Below are 22305 nucleotides of genomic sequence, written 5' to 3' on the forward strand. Positions count from 1 at the left end.
TTGCCTCAGTCGTGCCGCAGGCGCGCGCGCAACCGCGCCCATCCGCCCGGCGCCAGAACGATCGTCACCGCGAACCCGGCGAAGAACCCGGCCAGGTCCGCCAGCCAGGTCGCGTCGGCGCCGAACAGCAGCCCGAAGACCAGCTTGATCGCCATCAGGAACCCGATCAGCGCAAAGGCGCGTGCGCCGTTCGACCCTTTGCTGACCAGCCGTACATACAAAAGGTAGGTGAACGCGCCGATCAGCCCGTAAACCCCCGGAAAGCCACCGACCAGCCATGGCTGTGCCTCGATGAAGATCCCATGCGCCAGTGCCCCTGCCACGGTGCCCACGACGAAAACAGCCAGGATGGCCCATTGTGCCAGCACCTCGCCCACGAACTTGCCCATCGCCAGCAGCATGACCCCCACGAACAGCGCGTGCGTGAACGTGCCGTGGACAAAGGCATATGTCAGGAACCGCATCATGTGTTCGGGCGGGTAGCGGCCGTTTTCCAGCATCCAGCGGAACACGTCGGACGAAAACCCGTAATCCTGAATCGCGGCCACACGCCATCCCACCGCCTGCGCGCCACCGGCCAGCCCGTAGGCCCCAAGCGAAAACACCGCCTCGATCCCCATGATCGCAAGGAACAGGGCGGTTACCACCGGCGGCAGGGGGTTCACCGGGCTGATATTGGGGTTCTGCATCGCGGGCCTCTGCTTGACCATGCTTCGGGGCATGGGTAAGCCACCCGCAGCCATAAATCCAGACGGAGACCGACAATGTCGGATGCAACCCAAGCGCAGCAAGCAGCGAACGCGAAATTCAAACCGCGGGTGTTTTCCGGCATCCAGCCCTCTGGCGGGTTGACGCTGGGCAATTACCTCGGTGCGATCAAACGCTTCGTGGACATGCAAGAGCAGGGGATCGAAACGCTCTATTGCGTCGTCGACATGCACGCGATCACCGTCTGGCAGGATCCCGACGCGCTGCGCCGGCAGACGCGGGAACTGGCCGCGGGCTACCTTGCGGCGGGGCTCGATCCGTCGAAATCCATTCTTTTCAACCAGTCACAGGTCGCCGAACACGCGCAGCTTGGCTGGATCTTCAACTGCGTTGCGCGGATGGGCTGGATGAACCGCATGACCCAGTGGAAGGACAAGGCCGGCAAGAACGCCGAAAAGGCGTCGCTGGGGCTGTTCGCCTACCCGTCGCTGATGGCGGCCGACATCCTGCTTTACCACGCCACCCATGTGCCGGTGGGCGAGGATCAGAAACAGCATGTGGAACTGACGCGCGACATCGCCGCCAAGTTCAACAACGATTACGGCGTCGATTTCTTCCCGCTGACCGAACCTGTGATCGAAGGCGCCGCCACGCGGGTCATGAGCCTGCGCGACGGGTCCAAGAAGATGTCGAAATCCGACCCCTCGGACATGAGCCGCATCAACATGACCGATGACGCCGACACGATCGCCAAGAAAATCCGCAAGGCGAAAACCGACCCCGAGCCTTTGCCCGAAACCGTGGACGGGCTGGATGACCGGCCCGAAGCGCGCAACCTCGTTCGGATCTACGCCGCGCTGGCCGAAACCACGCCCCAAGCCGTGCTGACCGAATTGGGCGGCAAGCAGTTTTCCGAGTTCAAGCCCGCGCTGGTCGATCTCGCCGTGGACAAGCTTGCGCCGATCTCGCAGGAAATGGGCCGCCTGATGCAGGATCCCGCCGAGATCGACCGCATTCTCGGGCAAGGGGCTGCACGCGCCCGCGCCATCGCGGCGCCGATCCTGCAGGACACCTATGACATCGTCGGCATGATCCGCGGCTGACGCGGGTTTCATAAACTCGTTACAGGGGCGTCACGGAATCGATTCGTGGCGCCCCTAACGTTTCGGCGTGGCTGCAAAGCTGTCCGCCGGCCGGCGCCTGTCCCCACTATCCCGCCCGGCTGCAAAACATTGGTGTGGGCGCGGTGGCGCCTTCGCAAATTTAATTTTTCAGTAGTGTCGCCCCCGGTGCAGCCCCTGTACCGGGGGCTTTTCATCCATGCGCGGGCTTGTTCTTCGCGCATTCCGGGTGTTTTGTGGAACCTGTCGCCGCATTGGAACAGTTCAAATGCATTGGAAAAGCCGCAAATCCCTTTTGACCGAGGCCGTCGAAGACTGGGCCACCCGAGGATTGTTGCGCCCTGACGATGCGCGCAGGCTGCAGACGGATATAGCGGCACAAGGCAGCGGCCTGGATTTCCGCGCACTTGTCATCGCTTTCGGGGTGATCTGTCTCGTGCTTGCCGCGCTTACCTTTGTCGCCGCCAACTGGGATGCCATTCCGCGCCCTGGCAAGCTGGGGCTGATCGGAGGCGTGGTCTGGCTGGCCTGGTCCGGCGCGGTCGCGGCGGGATGGCGCGGCGCGCACTGGTGGTACGAAGGGCTGACGCTTCTGGCCTGCGGACTTTATGGCGCGGCCATCATGCTGGTCGCGCAGATCTATCACATCCAGGGCGAACCGGCGGATGCCGTCTGGCTCTGGGCGCTTGGGACGCTGATCGCGGCGGCGCTGATGCGCGCGGCGATGCCGCTTGCCCTGGCTACGGGGCTATTCTTCCTGTGGTTCGCCATGTCGCTGGAACGCGACTTTGCGACGGTCAACCTGGCCTATCTGGGATGGTGGACGTGCGGCGCCGTTCTGGCGGCGCTGTTGCCCAGCCGGTTCTGCGGCCATGTCTCGGCGCTGGCGCTTGTGGCCTGGGTGTTCGTGTCGCTGGGCCAGGAAGATTTCGACAGGCTGGCGGCGATGCTCGCCGTGGGCGGCGCGCTGGTCGTTGTGTCGCTCATGCTGATCTCGGCCGCGTCCGGCCGCTGGCTGCGCGGGTTCGAGGGCGCGGCGCTGTTCTATACCCTCGGCCTTGCACTCGCCCTGACAGTGCTCCTGCACCTGTCCGGCACCGATTTCCTTTATCGGACGGGCAGCGCGCCGGTCGGGGCCCCGGTTCTTTTCGCCGCGCCCGTGGCCTGCCTTGTCGCGGCGTTGTGGGGTTACATGCAGGGTGTCGACACGCGCTACGACCTTTGGGTAACGACACTGGCCGCAGCCCTGTTTTCGGCCATATTCACCGGACAGTGGAGCCAATGGCTCACCGCCGCTTTCGCCCTGGGACTGGCGCTGTGGATCACGCGCATGGGCTGGCGGCTGTCTCTCCGCCGCTTGCGTTGGCTCGGGATCGCAGGCTTCGCCGTGATCCTGCTGATCGTCTATGCCGAAACGCTGGGCAGCCTTATGGGTACGGCGGGCTTCTACCTCGGGGCAGGCATCCTGCTTTTGGTCGGGGCGCTCATCCTGCCACGCGTCCTGCGCAAGAGGGCAGCCCCATGATCCGGTTGTCCCGAAAGCTGATCCTGCCCGCCGCACTGCTGGCAGCGCTGATCCAGAGCGCGGCCGTCGGCAAGATGGTGATCGACCGCAACACCCTGATGCGCAACGGCCAGGAGGTTCGGCTTGAAACCGGTTTCGTCGATCCGCGCGACATCTTTCGCGGCCATTACGTGACCCTGCGGCTGGAAATATCGCAATTCCCCCAAGACAGCGTGGAAACGCTCGGGGATCCATTGATCCGCGACCCTGTATGGATCGAGCTGTCCGAAGGCGACGACGGTTTCTGGCAACCCGTCCGTCTTTATACCGCCCCGCCCGACGCGCCCGCAGGCCCGCTGCTGCGCGGAGAGCTTCTGGGCATGTACAACGACGCCTACACGATACGGTATCCGGTCGACCGCTATTTCGCGCCGGAGCTGCGCGCAAAGGAACTCGAACAGTTCCGCCGCGACGACAAGCTGGGCGTGATCCTGGCATTGTCGCCGGACGGTCAGGCCGCGATCAAGGGGCTGACCGTGGCCGGCGAAACCGTCTACGTGGAACCGCTTTACTAGCCCGGTCTGCCTGATACAGTCCGCGCGACGACACACGAGGGGAACACGACGATGGCCGCCGGCACCAATATCCGCACCTATTTCGAAGGCACCTGGCACGATGGCGACGCGATGATCATTCGCGCGGCCGATCACGGTGCGTGGCTGGGGTCGGGCGTGTTCGACGGGGCGCGATACGTGAACGGGCTGGCCCCCGATCTCGACGCGCATTGCGCCCGCGTAAACCGGTCGGCCCGCGCGCTGGGACTTAACCCCACGGTTTCGACCGAAGACATGGTGCAGATCGTCTGGGACGGGCTGGCGGCCTACCCCAAGGACACCGCTGTTTATATCCGGCCGATGTACTGGGGTATCGACGGCGACGTCACCGCGATCGTGCCCGGCGAGGACAAGACAGGCTTCGCCGTCTGTCTCGAGGAAATCCCGATGGCGCCGGACACCGCCACCACGACGCTGGGCCGCACGCAATTCCGCCGCCCCGTTTTGGAAAGCTCGGTCGTCAACGCCAAGGCGGGCTGCCTTTATCCCAACAATGCCCGGATGCTGCGCGAAGTCCGCGCGCGCGGCTTCGGCAACGCGCTGGTGGCCGACGCCATGGGCAATGTCGCCGAAAGCGCCACCGCCAACGTTTTCATGGTGCGCGATGGCGAGGTGTTCACCCCGATCGCGAACGGCACCTTCCTGGCCGGCATCACCCGCGCCCGGCACATGGTGAACATGCGCGGTGACGGCATGAAGGTGCACGAAACCGTGCTGACCTTCGACGATTTCCTGGCGGCGGACGAGGTGTTCCTGTCTGGAAACATGAACAAGGTCACGCCCGTAACCGCCTTCGAGGACACCCAGTACCAGGCCGGCCCCGTCGCCCGCCGCGTGCGCGAGATGTATTGGGACTGGGCGCACAGCACCGCGTGACCGTGATGGCCCGCCCGCTTGAATTCTGGTTCGAATTCGCCAGCACCTATTCCTATCTGGCGGCCATGCGGGTGCAGGACGCCTGCGCCGCGCGCGGCGTGCCGCTGGTCTGGCGTCCGTTCCTGCTGGGGCCGGTCTTTGCGGCGCAGGGGCTGACGGACAGCCCGTTCAACCTGTTCCCGGCCAAGGGTGCCTATATGTGGCGCGATCTTGAACGGGAATGCGCCCGGCTGGGCCTGCCCCTACGCCGCCCGTCACGCTTTCCGCGTGGCAGCCTGCTGGCGGCGCGCATCGCCTGCGCGCATGCGGATGCCCCCTGGATCGGCGCCTTCGTCCGCGCGACTTATGCCGCAAATTTCGCCGAAGACCGCGATATCGACACAGACGATGTGATTGCCAGCCTTTTGGGCAACATCGGGCAAGACCCTGCGCCGATCCTTGCTTTGGCCGCCACGCCCGCCGCGAAATCCGCACTCCGCGCCCAGACCGAGACGGCACGGGCGCGCGGGATCTTCGGCGCTCCCAGCTTCATTGTCGGGAACGAGCTGTTCTGGGGGCATGACCGCATGTCACAGGCCATCGACTGGGCGGCAGGCGCCTGACCCCGTCCAATCCGCGCCGGGCATCACGCCCTGTTGCCACGCGCGTGGCCCTGCGCCATGATCGCCCAAGCTCAGGGGAGGGCCGTCAAGATGCGCAAGTTCATGGTCGTTCTGGACGACAGCCGCGAATGTCTCAACGCGATGCGCTTTGCGGCGATGCGCGCAGCCAAGTCGGGTGGCGGCGTCGAAATTCTGTCGGTCATACCCCCCGAAGAGTTCAACCACTGGATCGGTGTGGGCGACATCATGCGCGAAGAGGCCCGGGAACGGATTCACGCGCATTTCGAGGTATTCGCCAAGTGGATGCGCGACAAGCAGGGTGTGGATCCGCATCTCGTGATCCGCGAGGGCGAGCCGGTGAACGAAATCCTGGCGCAGATCAGGGAAGACCCGGAAATCGGGGTTCTGGTGCTGGGCGCTGGCACCGACAAGAAAGGCCCCGGCCCGCTGGTCAGCCAACTCAGCCGAAATGCCGGTTCCCTTCCCGTGCCGATCACCATCGTGCCCGGCGACCTGTCCAAGGAACGGCTTGAATCGATCACCTGAGCGGTGGCGCGGCTGAACTTAGAATGGTTCCAAACCTTGACTCTGCGCAATGCCGGGCGCATGTAAGGGGCAACCCCGGAAAAAGGTGCAAATCGCATGTTCATTCAAACCGAATCCACCCCGAACCCCGCGACGCTGAAATTCCTGCCCGGTCAAAGCGTGCTGGAAACCGGCACCGCCGATTTCCCCAGCGCCGAAGCGGCAGGCGCATCGCCGCTGGCACAGCGCATCTTCGCGGTGTCCGGCGTGACCGGCGTCTTCTTCGGCACCGATTTCGTGACCGTCACCAAGGGTGACGCGGTCGAGTGGGACCATATCAAACCCGCGCTCCTTGGCGCGATCATGGAACACTACCAGTCCGGCGACCCGGTGATGGCCGGTGAGGCGCAGGCCGCTTCGGGCCATGCCGATCACGACGGCCCGGACTCCGAGGTGGTGGGCCAGATCAAGGAACTTCTCGACACCCGTGTGCGCCCCGCCGTGGCGCAGGACGGTGGCGACATCACGTTCCACGGGTTCGACCGTGGCGTTGTCTACCTGCACATGCAGGGCGCCTGCGCGGGCTGCCCGTCCTCGACCCTGACGCTGAAGATGGGGATCGAGAACCTGCTGCGCCATTACATCCCCGAGGTGACCGAGGTCCGGCCCGTTGCCGTCTGACCGGCCAATCCTCGGATTCGACACATCGGCGGCGCATTGCGCCGCCGCTTTGCTGTCCGGCGGCCGGATCGTCGCGCAGACAACCGAAGAGATGGGCCGGGGGCAAGCCGAACGGCTGTTTCCCTTGCTCGAAGAGTTGCTTGCCGGCGCCGGTATCGGCTGGGCCGATCTCGACCGGATCGGGGTCGGCATCGGGCCGGGCAACTTCACCGGTATCCGCATTTCCGTTGCTGCTGCGCGCGGGCTGGCGCTGTCGCTGGATATTCCCGCGATCGGGATCAGCACCTTCGACGCGATCCGGCTGGACGACCCGCAGGCCCGTGCCGCCGTGCCGGCCCCGCGCGACCACGTCTACCTGCAGGCGCCGGGAACCGCGCCGGTTCTGCTGCCGCTGACCGAGGCGGGCGCGCCCCTTGTCCTTCCGCCGGCACCGGACGTGCTGGCCGCGCAGATCGCGCGCGCCGCCGCCACCGCACCGGCCGATGGCCCGCCCCCCGCGCCCCTCTATATCCGGGCGGCCGATGCCGCGCCGTCCCGCGACGCGCCGCCGGTGATCCTCGATGACGCCTGAGGCGCTGGCGCGCCTGCATGTGCGCGCTTTCACACATCCCCGCCCCTGGAGCGCGCAGGAATTCACCCAGCTGCTCGACAGCCCGCATGTCTTCGTCGTGGCGCAATCACATGCCTTCGCCCTTGGCCGCGTGATCGCGGGCGAGGCCGAATTGTTGACGATCGCCACCGACCCCGACCGCCGCCGGCAGGGCCTTGGCGCCGCAACACTTGCGGGTTTTCACGAAACCGCGGCGGCCCGCGGCGCGGCGACCGCCTTTCTCGAAGTCGCGGCAGACAACACCGGCGCGCGGGCGCTTTACGGGTCAGCAGGCTACGACCAGACCGGCCTGCGCGCAGGGTATTACAAGCGGGCCGATGGCACCGCCATCGACGCGCTGATCCTGTCGCGCGCCCTGCCCTTGGGATAGCCGGCCCGCCGCACGCTGACCCAAGGTCAGCCGCCCATGCCCGAAACGTGACCCAGATTCCTGTTGACCCCTGCCGCCCGTCACGGCCTTAATCGGGACCGGAACTGCTTGACCGGGCGCGCCCCTCGCGCCCTCTCAACCAACTGGGAGATTCAAATGACAATGATGAAAACCATTCTCGGCGCTGCCGCATCCGTCGCGCTGACCGCAGGTGCGGCGCTGGCCGATCCGGCTCTGATTTTCGACCTTGGCGGGAAGTTCGACAAAAGCTTCAACGAAGCCGCGTTCAACGGCGCGCAACGCTGGGCCGAGGAAACCGGCGGCAGCTTCAACGAAATCGAACTGCAATCCGAGGCACAGCGCGAACAGGCGCTGCGCCGCTTTGCCGAGGCCGGGTTCAACCCGGTGATCACCATGGGCTTTGCCATGGCGGACCCGCTCAGCACCGTGGCGCCCGACTATCCCGACACCAAGTTCGCCGTGGTCGACGTGACCTGGCTGGACGCGCCCAACGTGCGCCAGATCGGTTTTGCCGAACACGAAGGCTCGTACCTGGTGGGCATGATGGCGGCGATGGCGTCGAAAACCGGCACCGTCGGCTTTATTGGCGGTATGGACGTGCCGCTGATCCGTCATTTCGGCTGCGGCTATGCGCAGGGCGCCAAGGCCGTTAACCCCGATATCAACATCGTGGCCAACATGACCGGCACGACGCCCGCCGCCTGGAACGACCCGGTCAAGGGGTCGGAACTGACCAAGGCGCAGATCAGCCAGGGCGCTGACGTGGTCTATGCCGCGGCAGGCGGCACCGGCGTGGGCGTTCTGCAGACAGCCGCCGACGAAGGCATCCTGTCGATCGGCGTGGACAGCAACCAGAACCACCTGCATCCCGGCAAGGTTCTGACCTCGATGCTCAAGCGCGTCGATGTCGCCGTGTACGAGGCGATGAAGGCCGGCGAAGACCTGGAAACCGGCGTTGTCACGCTGGGCCTGTCCGAAAACGGCGTGGGCTATGCGCTGGACGAAAACAACGCCGCGCTTGTGTCGGACGAAATGAAAGCCGCCGTTGACGAGGCCCGCCAGAAGATCATCGACGGTGAGATCAACGTGGTCAGCTACTACGAAAACGACAGCTGCCCGGCACTGACCTTCTAAGCCAGTGGCGGGCCGGTTTACCGGCCCGCCTTCACGCTCATGGGCCCCCTTGCGGGGCCTTTTCGCGAAGACAAGCCCGGCCACGGGCTTGATGAGCGCCACCGGCAGGGAGCACTCGATGACCACCGCACCGGCAATCGAACTCAGGGGCATCTCCAAGGCATTCGGCCCCGTTCAGGCCAACAAGGACATCTCGATCCGTGTCGAACGCGGCACGATCCACGGCATCATCGGCGAAAACGGCGCGGGAAAATCCACGCTGATGTCGATCCTCTACGGGTTCTACAAGGCAGATGCCGGCGAGATCTTCATCGGTGGCAGCAAAACCGAAATCCCCGACAGCCAGGCCGCCATCGCCGCCGGTATCGGCATGGTGTTCCAGCATTTCAAACTGGTCGAAAACTTCACGGTTCTGGAAAACGTGGTCCTGGGTGCCGAGGATGGCCGCCTTCTGAAAACCAGCCTCTCCAAGGCACGGTCCGAACTCAAAGCGCTGGCCAGCGACTATGGCTTGAACGTCGATCCCGACGCGGTGATCGAAACCATCGGGGTGGGCCAGCAGCAGCGTGTCGAAATCCTCAAGGCGCTTTATCGCCAGGCCGACATCCTGATCCTGGACGAACCCACCGGTGTGCTGACCCCGGCCGAGGCCGACCAGCTTTTCCGCATCCTCGGGCGGCTGAAATCCGAGGGCAAGACGATCATCCTGATCACCCACAAGCTGCGCGAGATCATGGAGATCACCGACACCGTTTCGGTGATGCGGCGCGGCGAGATGACGGCCACGGTCAAGACGGCGGAAACCACGCCGACGGAACTGGCCGAATTGATGGTGGGCCGCAAGGTGCTGCTGCGCGTCGACAAGGCCCCGGCGCAGCCCGGTGCCCCGGTCCTGCAGATCGACGGCCTGTCCGTCACCGACAGCGCTGGGGTGCAGCGGCTCAAAGACGTGTCGCTGAACGTGCGCGCAGGCGAAATCCTCGGGATCGCGGGGGTGGCAGGCAACGGACAATCCGAACTGCTCGAGGTTCTGGGCGGCATGCGCACCGCCACCGGCCGCATCACCATGAACGGCCAGCCGATCGACCTGACGGGCAAGCAGTCCGACGGGCAATCGCGCCGCGCGCGGGGCATCGGACACGTCCCCGAAGACCGCCAGCGCGAGGGCCTGATCATGGCCTATTCCGCGTGGGAAAACAGCGTCTTCGGCTATCACCGCGACCCGCGCTGGCAAAAGGGCGCGCTGATGGACAATGCCGGGATCGAATCCGCCGCGCAGGAACAGATGGACCGCTTCGACGTGCGTCCGCCGAACCCGCGCCTTGCCGCGCGCAATTTCTCGGGCGGGAACCAGCAAAAGATCGTCGTCGCCCGCGAAATCGACCGAAACCCTGACCTTCTTCTGATCGGCCAGCCCACGCGCGGCGTCGATATCGGCGCGATCGAATTCATTCACAAGCAGATCATCGCCCTGCGGGACGAAGGCAAGGCGATCCTGCTTGTTTCGGTCGAACTGGACGAAATCCTGTCGCTCTCGGACCGGGTGGCGGTGATGTTCGACGGTCAGATCATGGGCGAAGGCCCCGCCGAAACCGCCACGCAGGTTGGTCTTGGCTGCCTCATGGCAGGGCTTGGCGGCGATGACACGCGCGACATGACCGGCTGGCGGATCACCGACGCCGCCACCATCGAAGAGGGCACGCCCGACGTCGCCCGGATCGAGGCGCAGCTGGCGGACCGCCACGCCGACGCCAGCAAGGAGGTCTGAGCCATGGACAGAATGCCCCCCTGGGCCGACGCGCTGCTGGTGCCCCTGATCTCGCTGGTGCTGGCCGCGATCTTGTCTGCGCTGGTGATCATCGGCATCGGCGAGGACCCCGTCGCCGCCGTCACGCTGATGGTCAAGGGCGCGCTCGGGTCGACCTATGGCTGGGGCTATACCCTGTATTACGCGACGAATTTCATCTTTACCGGGCTTGCCGTGGCGGTCGCCTTTCATGCCCGCATGTTCAATATCGGCGGCGAAGGCCAGGCAATGCTGGGCGGGCTCGGCGTGGCGCTGGTGTGCCTTTACCTGCCCCTGCCGCACTGGACGGTCGCGCTGGTCGCCGCAGCGCTGGGGGCGGCGGCGTTCGGCGCGGCCTGGGCCTATGTTCCCGCGGTGCTTCAGGCGCGGCGCGGCAGCCATATCGTGATCACGACGATCATGTTCAACTTCATCGCCGCGGCCTTGCTGAACTACGTCCTCGTCAACCTGCTGCGCCCCAAGGGCGCGATGGACCCGGCAACCGCGAAATTCCCCGAAGGCACGCATCTGCCCACGCTTCACGACATGCTGGCCCCCGTCGGGATCGAGTTTTCCAAGGCCGCGCCCGCCAACGTGACGCTTTTGATTGCGCTGCTGGCGTGCCTCGCGGTCTGGCTGCTGATCTGGCGCACGCGCCTCGGGTACGAAATCCGCGCCTTCGGCCATTCGGAAACCGCCGCGCGCTATGCCGGGATCAGCCCTGTGCGCATCACCGTCGTGGCGATGCTGATATCCGGAGGGCTGGCCGGGCTGATGGCGCTCAACACAACCATGGGCGAGGCGGAACGCCTCGTGCTGAACTCGGTCGAGGGCGCGGGCTTTATCGGGATCGCCGTGGCCCTGATGGGGCGCAGCCACCCGCTGGGCGTGCTGATGGCGGCGATCCTGTTCGGGTTCCTGTACCAGGGCGGGGCCGAACTGGCGCTCTGGACGAATATCCCGCGCGAACTGATCGTGGTGATCCAGGCGCTGGTGATCCTGTTCACCGGCGCGCTCGACAACATGGTGCGGATGCCGCTGGAACGGCTGTTCCTGGCCCGCCGCAAGAAAGAGGGCTGAGCCATGGATTTCATCACCGCCCTCCAGGTCCTCGATTCCACGGTGCGCCTGTCCACGCCACTGCTGCTGGCCTGCCTCGCGGGGCTGTTTTCCGAACGCGCCGGCATCTTCGACATCGGGCTCGAAGGCAAGATGCTGATGGCCGCGTTCTTTTCCGCCGCCGTGGCTTTTGTCACCGGGTCGGTCTGGCTCGGAATGCTGGCGGGCATCGCCTCGTCGATGCTGCTTTCGGCGCTCCACGGGCTGGCCTCGATCACCTTTCGCGGCAACCAGCTTATTTCCGGCGTGGCGATCAATTTCCTGGCGGCAGGGATGACGGTTCTCATCGCACAGGATTGGTTTTCCCAGGGCGGGCGCACGCCGTCGCTGATCGGGCAGGCCAGGTTCGAACCGCTGACGCTGCCCTTCGCCGAAGCGCTGCAAGGCGTGCCGATCCTCGGCCCCTTGTATTACGAGCTGATCTCGGGCCACACGCTGCCTGTCTATTTCGCGTTCCTCTGCGTGCCGGCGACTTGGTGGATTCTCTATCGCACGCGGTTCGGCCTGCGCCTGCGCGCGGTGGGTGAAAACCCAGCCGCCGTGGACACGGCCGGCATTTCGGTGATCGGCCTGCGCTATGCCGCGGTCGCGATCTGCGGGCTGCTCTGCGGCATTGCGGGCGCCTACCTGGCAACCGCCCTTCAGGCCGGGTTCATCAAGGACATGACCGCCGGGCGCGGCTACATCGCGCTGGCCGCGCTGATCTTTGCAAAGTGGCGGCCATGGTATGCGCTGATGTCCTGCCTGCTGTTCGGCTTTCTGCAGGCCATCGCCCTGCGGTATCAGAATATCGACATCGGCCCGATCACCCTTCCGGTGCAGTTCATGGACGCCCTGCCCTATATCCTGACCGTTGTGATCCTTGCCGGGTTCGTCGGCCGCGCCATCCCGCCCCACGCTGGTGGCGAGCCTTATGTCAAGGAACGCTAGACCCGTCGGTCCAATTCCCGCCCCCGCATAAGGCCAGACACCGATTTTACCCGGCATCCGGCGCATGCCGCGCTTGCAAAGCGCGGCAACCCGGCGCTAGGAACAGTTATGCAGATCTACCTCCCCATAGCCGAGGTTTCGGTCAACGCCTTCCTCCTCCTGGGGCTGGGCGGGCTTGTGGGGGTTCTTTCGGGCATGTTCGGCGTCGGAGGCGGGTTTCTTTCCACGCCGCTTTTGTTTTTCATCGGCATCCCCCCGGCCGTGGCCGTGGCGACGCAGGCGACCCAGATCGTGGCCTCGTCGATATCGGGTGTGCTGGCGCATCTTCGACGAAAGACGGTCGATCTCCGAATGGGCACGGTATTGCTGGCAGGCGGCCTTGTCGGGGCCGGGCTTGGCGTTTTCGTCTTCAACTACCTTAAGTCGCTGGGCCAGGTCGATCTGCTCGTGCGGCTTTGCTACGTGCTGTTCCTGGGCGTGGTCGGCGCACTGATGTTCTTCGAAAGCCTGCGCGCGATCCGCCGCAGCCGCGCGGCGGGCGGTGTGCCCGCCCCGAAACGGCGGCAACGCAACTGGGTCCATGTGCTGCCGTTCAAGATGCGGTTCCGTACATCGGGGCTTTATATCTCGGTGATACCGCCGCTGCTGGTCGGGCTGGCCGTCGGTGTGCTGTCCGCGATCATGGGGGTCGGGGGCGGTTTCATCATGGTGCCTGCGATGATCTACATCCTCGGGATGCCGACCAAGGTGGTCGTGGGCACCTCGCTGTTTCAGATCATTTTCGTCAGCGGGTTCACCACGCTCTTGCACGCCACGACGAACTTTACGGTCGATTTGGCGCTGGCTGTCCTGTTGCTGATCGGTGGCGTGATCGGCGCGCAGATCGGAACGGGTATCGGGCTGCGGATGAAAGCCGAACAATTGCGGATTCTGCTGGCGATGATGGTGCTTGTGGTCTGCGGCAAGATCGCTCTCGATCTGTTGTTGCAACCGGGCGAGCTTTATTCCATCGATATCGTGGTGGGGGCATGATGCGCGTCATTCTTGCCCTTTTCGCCCTGATGCTCGCATCAGCCCCGCTGCGCGCCGAAGAGGTCGTGATGGGCCTCAGCCAGAACCGCGTGTCGATCACGGCGAATTTCGATGGCTCGGAAATCCTGATCTTCGGTGCGGTCAAACGCGAAAAACCCCTGATGGCCGATCCGCTCGAGGTGGTGATCGCCGTGGCCGGACCATCCGAACCCGTCACCGTGCGCCGCAAGGACCGCCGCGCCGGCATCTGGGTGAACAATGCCGCCGTCGAAATCGACGCGGCGCCGTCCTTCTACGCGGTGGCCAGTTCCGGCCCGTTGGCGCAGGTGCTGCGCGACACCGAAGATCTGCGCCACAAGATCACGATCCCCCGCGCCATCCGTTCGGTCGGCGCCCCGGCCGAGGTGGGCGATTCACAAAAGTTCACCGAGGCACTGATCCGCATCCGCGAAAAAGCGGCGCTCTATCAGACGCTCGAAGGCGCGGTCGAGTTCCGCGAACAGACCCTGTTCAACACCTCCATCGCACTGCCCGCCAACCTGACCGAAGGCGCCTACGCCACCCGGATTTTCCTGACCCGCGGCGGCGAGGTCGTGGCGCAATACGAAACTGCGATCGAAGTGGACAAAGTCGGGCTTGAAAGGTTCCTCTACACCCTCTCGCGCGAACAGCCGCTGGTCTACGGATTGATGTCGCTCGCCATCGCGATCTTTGCCGGGTGGGGTGCGTCGGCGGGCTTCACGCTGCTGCGGCAAAGCTGATCCGGCGGACTTTCGAAACCGTTTACCTTTACCCGTTCTTAACCTCGAAAACCGCGCGGTTTCGGCCTGAAAGCGCGCGGTTTCTGCATATTTTTAGCATCTGAAAATATATCAGCCCCGCCCGATATAGGGCATTTTCGTCGCCATGATCGTCATGAACTGCACGTTCGCCTCGGGGCCCAGCTCGGCCATTTGGCGCACCGCGCGCGACACGTCGGCCACATCCATCGTCGGAGGCGGATTGTCGGGATTGCGGTCGATCAGATCCTGCAAAAGCTGGGTCCGGGCATTGCCGATATCGATCTGGCCGCAGGCGATGTCAAAGGCGCGCCCGTCCAGCGACAGGGTTTTCGTCAACCCGGCAATCGCGTGTTTTGTCGTTGTATAACAAACCGATAGTTCACGCGGGGTATAGGCGCTGATTGACCCGTTGTTGATGATCCGCCCGCCCTGCGGGGACTGCGCGCGCATCTGCCGGAACGCGGCGCGGGCGCACAGGAACATGCCGTGCAGGTTCACGTCCACCACCTGCCGCCACTCGTCATACTCCAACTCGTCGATCGTCGCGGGGCGGCCGAACATGCCGGCATTGTTGAACAGAACGTCCAGTCGCCCGGCCCGCTGGGCAAAGGCGTCGAACGCTGCATCGACCGCCGCCGGGTCGGTCACATCGCACGGAAAAACATGTGCGTTTTCATGGCCTTGCGCGACCGCCTCCAGCTTGTCGGCACGGCGCGCCAGCAGACCGACGCGCCAGCCTGCCTCCAGGAACTCACGCGCGCAATCGGCGCCGATACCGGCACTGGCTCCGGTGATGATGATGGATTTCATGTCTCGGCCTCCAGGGCAAAGGGCGCGGGTTTCACCGCCGCGCGCAGGTCGTCGATTTCCAACGGATGTGTGGGCTTTTTCAATCGGTTACGCACGACCCAGAACAGCCGCTCCTGCGCCCGCGTCACCGCGACATAGGCGAGGCGCTTCCACAGCGGCTGGCCTGCTTCGGACCGGCCCATGCGCGCAGCGGCCCACAGGTCGGGCGCAAAAACCTGCACGTTTTCCCACTGGCTGCCCTGCGCCTTGTGAATAGTGACCGCCGCCCCATGCAGGAAAGTCGCGCCCATATTGGCGGCAAAGGGGATAAACGGTTCTTCTTCGTCGGGTTTTTCGATCTTCACAATACTGGCCGCGCTGACCTGGGGTTCTTCCGCGCCGATGACGTGCAGGCGCGAAAACCCCGGCTTTCGCCCCGGCCCCAGATAGATCACCTGCGCGCCCTTGATCAGCCCGCACGCCTCGAGGTCGAGCCGTTTCTTGCGGTGCTTGAGCGGCAATTCGATCCCGTCGCAGATCAACGGCTCACCGGGCAAGAGCGCATCTTCGGGTGCGCCATGCACGGCACGAAACGCATTGATCAGGCGAATGCGGGTCGCGTTGCGCCACACAAGGACGGGGCTGCGCGCCATCAGGTCGACCTCGACCCGTTCGGCCCAGACGACGCGGTCGTCCTCGCGCGATTTCTGTTGGATCAGCGCCTCGAAATCCTCGAACCCAAGCTCGGGATCGCCCAACGCATGGGCAAGGTCGAGGATCGGGTTGTCGGCCTCCTGACGGTGGATGCGGTGCAGTTCCAGCTTGGCCGGCGCGGGCAGTTGCTCGAACACCATACCCCCCGGCGCGTTGACCGGGGCAAGCTGCGCCGGATCACCGAAAAGGACGAGCGTCGGGAAAATCTCTTTCAGATCGTCAAATTGGCGTTCATCCAGCATCGAGGATTCGTCGATGAACCCGATATCCAGCGGCTCTTCGCGGCGTTTCCAGCCTGTGATGAAATCGCTGCCACGCAAACCGGCGGCCGCCAGCGCGCCCGGCACCGATTTCTGCGCCTGGTAGAAATTCCAGGCCCGCTCCAGCGCCTGCTCGGTCAGACCTTCGATTTCGGGCTTTTCGCCGTTTCCCGTCAGCCATTCGGCGATGCGTTCGTATTCGGGATCGTAAACCGGCGTATAGAGAATGCGGTGGATCGTCGTGGCGGGCACCCCGCGCATCCGCAGGACGCTTGCGGCCTTGTTGGTGGGGGCGAGGATGGCCAGCGTGCGGCGGTCCTTGCGGCGGCGGCCTTCGTAGTCGCCGGAGATGGTGTCGACCCCTGCCGCCTCGAGCGCCTTGACCAACTCGGCCAGCAGCAGCGTCTTGCCTGATCCGGCCTTGCCAAGAACGGCCATGACGCGGGTCTTGCCCTCGGCGCGGGGCGTCAGGCTTGCGTCTTCCAGATCGACGCCAACACCGCGCAGCGCTTCGGCGATGGTGTCGAAGGCTTCGGCCTGATCGTCAGAAAAAGTGATGGCGGGCAAGCTCATGGCGCGACCCTATACCGGGCAATCCGCAAGGGCCATCCCGCAAAGAAAAACCCGCGCCCCGTTTTCAGGGCGCGGGCCTGTCATGTTGCGGCAAGCGTGTTATTTCTTGCCGGCTTCCAGCACATCCTCGACCGTGCGCAGGCCGGTCTTGGGCGCCTGCACCAGAACGGCCATGTTGCCGGGCTTGTGCTCGTTGTTCAGCATCTTGGTATGCGCCGCCGGGATTTCGTTCCAGGGGAAAACCTCGGACATGCAGGGATCAAGACGGCGCTCGATCATCAGTCGGTTGGCCGATGCAGCCTGCTTGAGGTTGGCAAAGTGCGATCCCTGAAGACGCTTCTGGTGCATCCACATGTACCGCACGTCGAAGGTGCAGTTGAACCCGCTGGTGCCGGCGCAGATCACGACGATGCCGCCCTTTTTCACCACCAGGGTCGACACCGGAAAGGTCGCCTCGCCGGGATGTTCGAACACCATGTCGACATTCACGCCCTTGCCGGTAATGTCCCAGATCGCCTTGCCGAACTTGCGGGCTTCTTTCAGCCAATCGTTATATTCGGGCGAATTGACCTTGGGCAGCTGCCCCCAGCAATTGAACTCTTTGCGGTTGATGACACCCTTTGCGCCCTGGTCCATCACGAACTGGCGCTTGCTTTCGTCCGAGATCACGCCGATCGCATTGGCGCCCACGGTGTTGGCAAGCTGGATCGCATACGACCCGAGGCCGCCGGACGCGCCCCAGACCAGCACGTTCTGGCCGGGCTTGAGCTCATGCGGATGGTGGCCGAACAGCATCCGGTAGGCGGTGGCCAGCGTCAGCGTATAGCAGGCGCTTTCTTCCCAGGTCAGGTGCTTGGGACGCGGCATGAGCTGCTGCGCCTGCACGCGGGTGAACTGCGAGAACGAGCCATCGGGCGTTTCATAGCCCCAGATGCGCTGGGTCGGGCTGAACATCGGGTCGCCACCGTTACATTCCTCGTCGTCGCCGTCATCCTGGTTGCAGTGGATCACGACCTCGTCGCCCACTTTCCAAGTCTTGACCTTGTCGCCGACCTTCCAAACGATGCCAGACGCGTCGGACCCGGCAATGTGATAGGGCTGCTTGTGGCCGTCGAACGGGCTGATCGGCTGGCCGAGCCCCGCCCAGACGCCATTGTAGTTGACGCCCGCGGCCATCACCAGAACCAGCACCTCGTGGCTGTCGATTTCCCAGGTGTCCACCACCTCGACCTGGAAGGATTTTTCCGGCTCGCCATGGCGTTCACGGCGAATGGCCCAGGCGTACATCTTCTTGGGGACATAGCCCAACGGGGGCATTTCACCGATTTCGTACAATTCCTTTTCCGGTGCGTCGTAGGGGGCGATCCCTGTTTCCGTATCCAGCGCCATTTCAAGCCTCCAAAAACTGTATTGCCGCATCGCAGAATCGCGGCGTCTGACCCAATGGGATAAAGACGGCTGCGCAACAATGCAATCACGTTATGGCGCATTTTGAAATTTTATAACCTCGCGGATGCAGAAAATCATGCTGCATCCGCGTCATCAGCGAGCAAGAGATGCCGGATCGAAGCCGCGTAATAGGCAATCGTCGCGGCTTCGGCCTCGGGCACGACGATCACGCCACCGTCCATTTGCACGATGTGCCGCAGGGCCAACTCACCCAGCCCGTTGCGCGCCGTTTCCACCGGGTCTTCGGTCGGGCGGTGACTGTCTGGAAGGGTATCGACAAGCTCCGTGACCGCGGCTGGCAAAGCGCTGCTTTCCAGCCTTCCACCGGACCGCTGCAGGGCCAGGGCGACAAGCGGAACGGGAAGAACGGGCATTTCGCCCGCGATGCGATCCATAAGCTGTGCGGCCAGGTCTTCGACGTCGCCGGAAAAGCTGTTCAGCGATAACGGCGGGCCAAACCGAACCCCGGCCTGCCCGAAACGGCGGAACCGGCCACGAAGGCGCAGCCAGAACATGCGCAGGGCGAACCCGATCACCACCGTGATGCGCGCTCGGAACTGGCGACGCCCCTCTTTCGCGGCGGCGATCAGCACGCGGTCTTCGAGAACGCGATCATAGTTCAGGGCAACCGGCACGAACACGACGTCGCGCGCATCGGCGGGCCGGTCGGCGGCCAGGTATTTCAGGATGCCGTGACGCGGCGGGGCCAGCGCGCCATCCAGGCTCAGCCCGCCTTCGGGGAACACCGCCTGCGCCACCCCGCCGTCGGTGGCCAGCCGCACATAACGCGCAAGAACCTTGCGATACAGCTCCCCCCGGCTTTTGCGGCGGATGAAATAGGCGCCCATTGCCCGGATCAGCCGCGACAAGGGCCAGATCCTGGCCCATTCGCCCACGGCATAGGCCAGGGCCGACCGGTTGGCCGCAAGATAGGTGACCAGGACGTAGTCCATGTTCGAACGGTGGTTCATCACGTAGACCACGGTGGCCTGAGGATCGATCCCGGTCAGCGCGCCTTCGTCGCGGTGATCGAGGCGCACGTCATAAAGCGCGTTCGACAGCCAACGCGCCAGCCGCGTCGCCACCCCGAAATAAAGAGAGGCCGAGAACCCGGGCACGATTTCGCGGGCATACCGCCGCGCGGTTTCGAAGGCCACGTTTTCGGGAATGCCTTCTTCGCGGGCATGGGCGACGATCGCGCGGTTCACCTCGGGGTCGTAGATCAGGCGCTGGATCATGTCGTGGCGGCGTGCCAGTTTGAACGGCTGGATCGGCCGCTCGAGGCGCTTGTTCAGTTCGGCGACGGCGCGCTCCAACCGGCGGCGAAAGAACCAGCGCACGGACGGGAACAGGAAATGCGATGCAAAGGTGACGGCAGCAAAGCCCACCAGCAGCACCAGCGCCCAGACGGGCATTTCCACCGTTTGCAACATAGCCGCAGAATGACCGGGATGCGACGCCGCGTAAATGCGGTCATGCCGCAATGCAGCGAATTGACCTTGGCACAAAATTCCGGTCTATTGCGCGCTGACGCAATATTATTGCCCAACCGATTCATTGCCGGAGGCCCAGATGACCGAGACGCAAAAAGACCGCCCGTGGCTTATTCGCACTTATGCCGGCCATTCCACGGCCAAGGCGTCGAACGCGCTGTATCGCAGCAACCTGTCCAGGGGGCAGACCGGGCTTTCGGTGGCTTTCGACTTGCCGACGCAGACCGGATACGACAGCGATCATGTCCTGGCGCGCGGCGAGGTGGGCAAGGTCGGCGTTCCCGTCTGCCATCTTGGGGACATGCGCACGCTCTTTGACGAGATTCCGCTGGAGCAGATGAACACCTCGATGACGATCAACGCGACAGCGCCGTGGCTGCTGGCGCTTTACATCGCGGTGGCCGAGGAACAGGGCGCCGATATCTCGAAACTGCAGGGAACGGTTCAGAACGACCTGATCAAGGAATACCTGTCGCGCGGCACCTATATCTGCCCGCCCAAGCCGTCACTGCGCCTGATCGGGGACGTTGCAGAATATTGCTACGTCAACGTGCCGAAATGGAACCCGATGAACGTGTGTTCCTATCACCTGCAAGAGGCGGGCGCGACGCCCGAACAGGAACTTGCCTTCGCGCTGGCCACGGCCACCGCCGTTCTGGATGAGCTGAAACCCCGCGTCCCCGCCGAGGATTTCCCCGCGCTGGCCGGGCGCATCAGCTTTTTCGTCAATGCCGGCATCCGCTTCGTCACCGAGATGTGCAAGATGCGCGCCTTCGTCGATCTGTGGGACGAATTGCTGGAAACCCGCTATGGCGTGGACAATCCGAAATTCCGCCGCTTCCGCTATGGCGTGCAGGTAAACTCTCTTGGCCTGACCGAACAGCAGCCGGAAAACAACGTCTACCGCATCCTGATCGAGATGCTGGCTGTCACGCTGTCGAAAAAGGCGCGCGCCCGCGCCGTGCAGTTGCCCGCATGGAACGAGGCGCTTGGCCTGCCCCGCCCCTGGGACCAGCAATGGTCGATGCGGATGCAGCAGATCCTGGCCTATGAAACCGACCTGTTGGAGTTCGAAGACCTGTTCGACGGCAACCCGGCGGTCGATGCCAAGGTCGAAGCCTTGAAAGAAGGCGCGCGCCACGAGCTGGCCAATATCGACGGCATGGGCGGCGCGGTCGATGCGATCGAATACATGAAGGCGCGACTGGTCGACAGCAACGCCGACCGCCTGAACCGCATCGAAGCGGGCGAAACCGTGGTCGTGGGCGTCAACAAGTTCACCGAGGGCGAACCCAGCCCGCTGATGTCCGAGGATGGCGGCATCATGGTGGTCGACCCAGCGGTCGAGCAAGATCAGATCGACCGCCTGAATACGTGGCGGTCCGAACGTGACGCCGGGGCGGTCAAGGCCGCGCTGGCCGATCTTCGCGCCGCTGCCGCCGAAGGGCGCAACGTGATGCCCGCCTCGATCGCCTGTGCCAAGGCCGGCGTGACGACCGGCGAATGGGCGGCGCAGATGCGCGCCGTGCATGGCGAATACCGCGGTCCCACCGGGGTGTCGAAATCCGTCAGCAACAAGACCGAGGGACTGGACGATATCCGCGATGCGGTGAACGCCGTCAGCGACCGGTTGGGCCGCAGGCTCAAGTTCCTGGTGGGCAAGCCGGGGCTCGACGGTCATTCGAACGGCGCCGAACAGATCGCGTTCCGGGCGCGCGACTGCGGGATGGATATCGACTATGAAGGCATCCGCCTGACACCCGAACAGATCGTGAGCGCCGCGCAGGACACGCAGGCGCATGTCGTCGGCCTGTCGATCCTGTCGGGCAGCCATATCCCGCTGGTCGAAGACCTGATGGAACGGATGCGCGCGGCCGGCATGGGCCATGTCCCGGTGATCGTCGGCGGCATCATCCCGGAGGAAGACGCCAGGCGCCTGCGCGCGATGGGCGTGGCAAAGGTCTATACGCCCAAGGATTTCAACCTGAACGCCATCATGATGGATATCGTCACGCTGGCCGATCCAAAGGAAATCGCGGCCGAATAAGGACCGCGGTCGAAAGAAAAAAGGGCAGGCCCGGCGGCCTGCCCTTTTGCACATCTGCGTCCTACCGCCCGGTCATCGAGCGATATTCGACCATGATCCGCGAATTCAGCGTCTCGTCGCCACGCGCGGCGCGGCCGATGGCCAGGTATTCGGCGGGTGTCACGCCCTGCACATCGACGACGGCCTGCATCGCTTCGGTGTTGGCCTGGTCCATCAACTCCTTGCGGGACGCGTCATCCTGCGCTGCCTCGATCTGCGGATCGTAGATGCCGCGCACCTCTTCGACCGCGATAGCCGCTTTGACAAAGGCATCCACCTGCGCGTCGGTCACGTCATCTGCGGCGATGTTCGGCACTTGCGTCTGTTGCGCCACGACCGGCGTTGCAAGGCCCAGCGCGATGGCTGTCAGGGTTGCGGTCAACTTGGGTGTAAAGGTCAATTCGATCCTCCGTTTTGTCGTTTGCGATCGGGTTTCATACGATCCCGTCAGACGTGGCCATCCCGGCGCGCGTGTGCAAAACCACCGGCAAGAAAATGCTGATCCCGGGGCATGGACCCCGCGCCC

At 64.3% G+C, this 22305-nt stretch carries 22 protein-coding genes; 16 read left to right on the plus strand and 6 right to left on the minus strand.

What is annotated here, in order from left to right; all coding sequences use genetic code 11:
• Positions 1–5: 5 nt before the first annotated feature.
• Positions 6–710 (minus strand): rhomboid family intramembrane serine protease, encoded by a 705-nt coding sequence (locus BLT50_RS05270; RefSeq protein ID WP_245723301.1) that lies wholly within the window; start codon positions 708–710, stop codon positions 6–8.
• A gap of 54 nt (positions 711–764) precedes the next feature.
• On the opposite strand from BLT50_RS05270, the gene trpS reads away from it, so the two are divergent.
• The 15 genes from trpS to BLT50_RS05345 all read left to right on the plus strand — a co-directional run bounded on the left by trpS (position 765) and on the right by BLT50_RS05345 (position 14394).
• Positions 765–1811 (plus strand): tryptophan--tRNA ligase, encoded by a 1047-nt coding sequence (gene trpS / locus BLT50_RS05275; protein ID WP_090027293.1) that lies wholly within the window; start codon positions 765–767, stop codon positions 1809–1811.
• 286 nt (positions 1812–2097) lie between these two features.
• Complete coding sequence (locus tag BLT50_RS05280) at positions 2098–3354, plus strand: DUF2157 domain-containing protein (protein ID WP_175491399.1); 1257 nt, start codon at positions 2098–2100, stop codon at positions 3352–3354.
• Positions 3351–3908: a GDYXXLXY domain-containing protein gene (locus tag BLT50_RS19220; protein ID WP_175491400.1), complete on the plus strand. Its 558-nt coding sequence runs from the start codon at positions 3351–3353 to the stop codon at positions 3906–3908. The genes BLT50_RS05280 and BLT50_RS19220 overlap by 4 nt, the downstream gene beginning before the upstream one ends.
• Before the next feature lie 51 nt (positions 3909–3959).
• A complete protein-coding gene (locus tag BLT50_RS05290) occupies positions 3960–4823 on the plus strand; it encodes a branched-chain amino acid aminotransferase (RefSeq protein ID WP_090027297.1) in 864 nt (287 codons plus the stop codon).
• 5 nt (positions 4824–4828) lie between these two features.
• The gene (locus BLT50_RS05295) at positions 4829–5425 is read left to right on the plus strand and encodes a 2-hydroxychromene-2-carboxylate isomerase (RefSeq protein WP_090027939.1); all 597 of its coding nucleotides are present in this window, start codon (positions 4829–4831) and stop codon (positions 5423–5425) included.
• Between the two features lie 90 nt (positions 5426–5515).
• Positions 5516–5971: a universal stress protein gene (locus BLT50_RS05300; protein WP_090027299.1), complete on the plus strand. Its 456-nt coding sequence runs from the start codon at positions 5516–5518 to the stop codon at positions 5969–5971.
• Positions 5972–6067: 96 nt separating this feature from the next.
• A complete protein-coding gene (locus tag BLT50_RS05305; RefSeq protein ID WP_090027301.1) occupies positions 6068–6631 on the plus strand; it encodes a NifU family protein in 564 nt (187 codons plus the stop codon).
• Complete coding sequence (gene tsaB / locus BLT50_RS05310) at positions 6621–7202, plus strand: tRNA (adenosine(37)-N6)-threonylcarbamoyltransferase complex dimerization subunit type 1 TsaB (protein ID WP_090027304.1); 582 nt, start codon at positions 6621–6623, stop codon at positions 7200–7202. Before BLT50_RS05305 ends, tsaB begins: the two co-directional genes overlap by 11 nt.
• Positions 7192–7611, plus strand: a complete 420-nt coding sequence (locus tag BLT50_RS05315) for a GNAT family N-acetyltransferase (RefSeq protein ID WP_090027306.1) — start codon at positions 7192–7194, stop codon at positions 7609–7611. Before tsaB ends, BLT50_RS05315 begins: the two co-directional genes overlap by 11 nt.
• Positions 7612–7767: 156 nt before the next feature.
• Positions 7768–8766 carry a BMP family lipoprotein gene (locus BLT50_RS05320; protein ID WP_090027308.1) on the plus strand — a complete coding sequence of 333 codons (999 nt, stop codon included), beginning with the start codon at positions 7768–7770 and terminating at the stop codon, positions 8764–8766.
• Between the two features lie 118 nt (positions 8767–8884).
• Entirely contained in the window at positions 8885–10534 is a 1650-nt protein-coding gene (locus BLT50_RS05325; RefSeq protein ID WP_090027940.1) for an ABC transporter ATP-binding protein, read from the plus strand.
• 3 nt (positions 10535–10537) lie between these two features.
• Positions 10538–11632 carry an ABC transporter permease gene (locus tag BLT50_RS05330; RefSeq protein ID WP_090027310.1) on the plus strand — a complete coding sequence of 365 codons (1095 nt, stop codon included), beginning with the start codon at positions 10538–10540 and terminating at the stop codon, positions 11630–11632.
• Between the two features lie 3 nt (positions 11633–11635).
• Positions 11636–12601 (plus strand): ABC transporter permease, encoded by a 966-nt coding sequence (locus BLT50_RS05335; RefSeq protein WP_090027313.1) that lies wholly within the window; start codon positions 11636–11638, stop codon positions 12599–12601.
• 108 nt (positions 12602–12709) lie between these two features.
• Positions 12710–13633, plus strand: coding sequence for a sulfite exporter TauE/SafE family protein (locus tag BLT50_RS05340; protein WP_090027315.1), 924 nt, complete (start codon positions 12710–12712; stop codon positions 13631–13633).
• Positions 13630–14394: a TIGR02186 family protein gene (locus BLT50_RS05345; RefSeq protein WP_090027317.1), complete on the plus strand. Its 765-nt coding sequence runs from the start codon at positions 13630–13632 to the stop codon at positions 14392–14394. Before BLT50_RS05340 ends, BLT50_RS05345 begins: the two co-directional genes overlap by 4 nt.
• 111 nt (positions 14395–14505) lie before the next feature.
• Here the strand turns inward: BLT50_RS05345 and BLT50_RS05350 are convergent, their stop codons facing one another.
• The 4 genes from BLT50_RS05350 to BLT50_RS05365 all read right to left on the minus strand — a co-directional run bounded on the left by BLT50_RS05350 (position 14506) and on the right by BLT50_RS05365 (position 19633).
• Positions 14506–15225, minus strand: coding sequence for an SDR family oxidoreductase (locus BLT50_RS05350; protein WP_090027319.1), 720 nt, complete (start codon positions 15223–15225; stop codon positions 14506–14508).
• A complete protein-coding gene (locus BLT50_RS05355) occupies positions 15222–16751 on the minus strand; it encodes an ATP-dependent DNA helicase (protein ID WP_090027321.1) in 1530 nt (509 codons plus the stop codon). The genes BLT50_RS05350 and BLT50_RS05355 overlap by 4 nt, the downstream gene beginning before the upstream one ends.
• Positions 16752–16850: 99 nt before the next feature.
• Complete coding sequence (gene ccrA / locus BLT50_RS05360; RefSeq protein WP_090027323.1) at positions 16851–18140, minus strand: crotonyl-CoA carboxylase/reductase; 1290 nt, start codon at positions 18138–18140, stop codon at positions 16851–16853.
• A 134-nt stretch (positions 18141–18274) separates the two neighbouring features.
• Positions 18275–19633 (minus strand): 1-acyl-sn-glycerol-3-phosphate acyltransferase, encoded by a 1359-nt coding sequence (locus BLT50_RS05365; protein ID WP_090027325.1) that lies wholly within the window; start codon positions 19631–19633, stop codon positions 18275–18277.
• A gap of 139 nt (positions 19634–19772) precedes the next feature.
• Between BLT50_RS05365 and BLT50_RS05370 the strand changes: the two genes are divergently transcribed.
• Entirely contained in the window at positions 19773–21740 is a 1968-nt protein-coding gene (locus BLT50_RS05370) for a protein meaA (RefSeq protein ID WP_090027327.1), read from the plus strand.
• A gap of 61 nt (positions 21741–21801) precedes the next feature.
• Here BLT50_RS05370 and BLT50_RS19225 read toward each other — a convergent pair whose 3' ends face one another.
• Entirely contained in the window at positions 21802–22179 is a 378-nt protein-coding gene (locus BLT50_RS19225) for a DUF4168 domain-containing protein (protein WP_175491401.1), read from the minus strand.
• Positions 22180–22305 lie beyond the last annotated feature (126 nt).

The sequence above is a fragment of the Lutimaribacter saemankumensis genome (assembly GCF_900100005.1).
Classification (GTDB): Bacteria; Pseudomonadota; Alphaproteobacteria; order Rhodobacterales; family Rhodobacteraceae; genus Lutimaribacter; species Lutimaribacter saemankumensis.